A 1,591-nucleotide genomic window follows, 5' to 3' on the forward strand; every position below is an offset into this window, starting at 1 on the left:
GTCCTTTGAAAACTGAACAAAGTTTCGTTTAAATGTGCAGGGTCCTTGGTACTTCGGTACCGAGGCAAGAAGTAACATTTGCGAAGTCAATTCGCTAGAACAACAAATCGAGCTATTCGAACAGCTCATATTTATATGAGAGTTTGATCCTGGCTCAGGATGAACGCTGGCGGCGTGCCTAATACATGCAAGTCGAACGAGTTCTCGTTGATGATCGGTGCTTGCACCGAGATTCAACATGGAACGAGTGGCGGACGGGTGAGTAACACGTGGGTAACCTGCCCTTAAGTGGGGGATAACATTTGGAAACAGATGCTAATACCGCATAGATCCAAGAACCGCATGGTTCTTGGCTGAAAGATGGCGTAAGCTATCGCTTTTGGATGGACCCGCGGCGTATTAGCTAGTTGGTGAGGTAATGGCTCACCAAGGCGATGATACGTAGCCGAACTGAGAGGTTGATCGGCCACATTGGGACTGAGACACGGCCCAAACTCCTACGGGAGGCAGCAGTAGGGAATCTTCCACAATGGACGCAAGTCTGATGGAGCAACGCCGCGTGAGTGAAGAAGGCTTTCGGGTCGTAAAACTCTGTTGTTGGAGAAGAATGGTCGGCAGAGTAACTGTTGTCGGCGTGACGGTATCCAACCAGAAAGCCACGGCTAACTACGTGCCAGCAGCCGCGGTAATACGTAGGTGGCAAGCGTTATCCGGATTTATTGGGCGTAAAGCGAGCGCAGGCGGTTTTTTAAGTCTGATGTGAAAGCCCTCGGCTTAACCGAGGAAGCGCATCGGAAACTGGGAAACTTGAGTGCAGAAGAGGACAGTGGAACTCCATGTGTAGCGGTGAAATGCGTAGATATATGGAAGAACACCAGTGGCGAAGGCGGCTGTCTGGTCTGTAACTGACGCTGAGGCTCGAAAGCATGGGTAGCGAACAGGATTAGATACCCTGGTAGTCCATGCCGTAAACGATGAATGCTAGGTGTTGGAGGGTTTCCGCCCTTCAGTGCCGCAGCTAACGCATTAAGCATTCCGCCTGGGGAGTACGACCGCAAGGTTGAAACTCAAAGGAATTGACGGGGGCCCGCACAAGCGGTGGAGCATGTGGTTTAATTCGAAGCAACGCGAAGAACCTTACCAGGTCTTGACATCTTTTGATCACCTGAGAGATCAGGTTTCCCCTTCGGGGGCAAAATGACAGGTGGTGCATGGTTGTCGTCAGCTCGTGTCGTGAGATGTTGGGTTAAGTCCCGCAACGAGCGCAACCCTTATGACTAGTTGCCAGCATTTAGTTGGGCACTCTAGTAAGACTGCCGGTGACAAACCGGAGGAAGGTGGGGATGACGTCAAATCATCATGCCCCTTATGACCTGGGCTACACACGTGCTACAATGGATGGTACAACGAGTTGCGAGACCGCGAGGTCAAGCTAATCTCTTAAAGCCATTCTCAGTTCGGACTGTAGGCTGCAACTCGCCTACACGAAGTCGGAATCGCTAGTAATCGCGGATCAGCACGCCGCGGTGAATACGTTCCCGGGCCTTGTACACACCGCCCGTCACACCATGAGAGTTTGTAACACCCGAAG

1 rRNA gene is annotated in these 1,591 nt (G+C 51.7%); it reads left to right on the plus strand.

From position 1 onward, the window contains the following. Positions 1-131 precede the first annotated feature (131 nt). Positions 132-1,591: ribosomal RNA gene (locus GFJ45_RS16030) — 16S ribosomal RNA — on the plus strand; the annotation flags it as partial.

It is taken from the genome of Ornithinicoccus halotolerans (assembly GCF_009602535.1).
In the GTDB taxonomy this organism is placed as follows: domain Bacteria; phylum Actinomycetota; class Actinomycetes; order Actinomycetales; family Dermatophilaceae; genus Ornithinicoccus; species Ornithinicoccus halotolerans.